Below are 1,231 nucleotides of genomic sequence, written 5' to 3' on the forward strand. Positions count from 1 at the left end.
TGGACCTGCACCGGTTTCGTTCCGGTCTTTTGAGAGCAATACTCGCCATCAAGGAGACCGGATATGGCAGCGATACACAGCGACGAGTTCAAGCGGGATGCGGTTCGCATCGCGCAAACCAGTGGCCTGACACGGCGTCAGGTTGCATCTGATTTGGGGATCGGGCTTTCGACGCTCGGCAAGTGGGTTCGGGCGGTTTCGGAGGAAGCCAAGGTTCCCGCACAGGATGCCGAGCTTCTGCGCGAGAACGAGCGGCTTCGCAAAGAGAACCGTATCCTCAGGGAGGAGAGGGAGGTGCTAAAAAAAGCGGCGATGTTCTTCGCGGCTCAAAAGCCGTGAAGTTTCAGTATATTGCCGAGTATCGCGGCATGCTGACCCGCAGCCATCTTTGCCGCCTGATGGGCGTCTCGGAACGTGGGCTGCATGCCTGGAAGCACCGGCCCCCGTCGCATCGCCAGCGGCGTGACATGGTGCTCTTGGCCCATATCCGCGATCAGCACCGCCTGAGCCTGGGCAGCTACGGCCGACCACGGATGACCGAGGAGCTGAATGAGCTGGGCATTCATGTCGGACAGCGCCGTGTCGGGCGACTTATGCGCCAGAATGGCATCCAGGTCATCCGCAGCCGCAAGTTCAAGCGCACCACCGACAGCGATCACGCCTTCAACATCGCGCCGAATCTCCTGCAGCAGGACTTTACCGCGAGCGGGTCGAACCAGAAGTGGGCGGGCGACATCACTTATGTCTGGACGCGGGAAGGTTGGGTCTATCTGGCCGTGATCATTGACCTTTTCTCTCGGCGCGTTGTCGGTTGGGCGATCAGAAATCGCATGAAGCAGGATCTCGCCTTGCGGGCCTTGAACATGGCGATCGCGATCCGAAGGCCGCCACCAGGCTGCATTCATCACACCGATCGCGGGTCGCAATACTGTGCTCACGACTATCAGAAGCTGCTGCGAAAGTACGGGTTCAAGGTTTCAATGAGCGGGAAAGGCAACTGCTACGACAATTCTGCTGTCGAAAGCTTCTTCAAATCGCTGAAAGCCGAACTGGTATGGCGGCACAACTGGCAAACCCGTCGCGAGGTCGAAGTCGCCCTCTTCGAATATATCAACGGCTTCTACAACCCGCGCCGTCGGCACTCAGCATTGGGAGGCAAAAGCCCCGTGGCCTTCGAACGAAAGGCCGCTTAACATGAGCACCTGACCGGAACGAAACCGGTGCAGGTCCA

At 59.0% G+C, this 1,231-nt stretch carries 1 protein-coding gene; it reads left to right on the forward strand.

What is annotated here, in order from left to right:
- The first annotated feature begins 63 nt into the window (after positions 1–63).
- Positions 64–1,193 (forward strand): IS3 family transposase gene (locus ACEN2R_RS20900; RefSeq protein ID WP_442044872.1). Its coding sequence is split into 2 segments (ribosomal slippage): positions 64–310 and positions 310–1,193, totalling 1,131 coding nucleotides; the frame shifts between segments, so codons are not numbered across the junction.
- Positions 1,194–1,231 lie beyond the last annotated feature (38 nt).

It is taken from the genome of Pseudogemmobacter sp. W21_MBD1_M6, from assembly GCF_052119585.1.
In the GTDB taxonomy this organism is placed as follows: Bacteria; Pseudomonadota; Alphaproteobacteria; order Rhodobacterales; family Rhodobacteraceae; genus JBGQOJ01.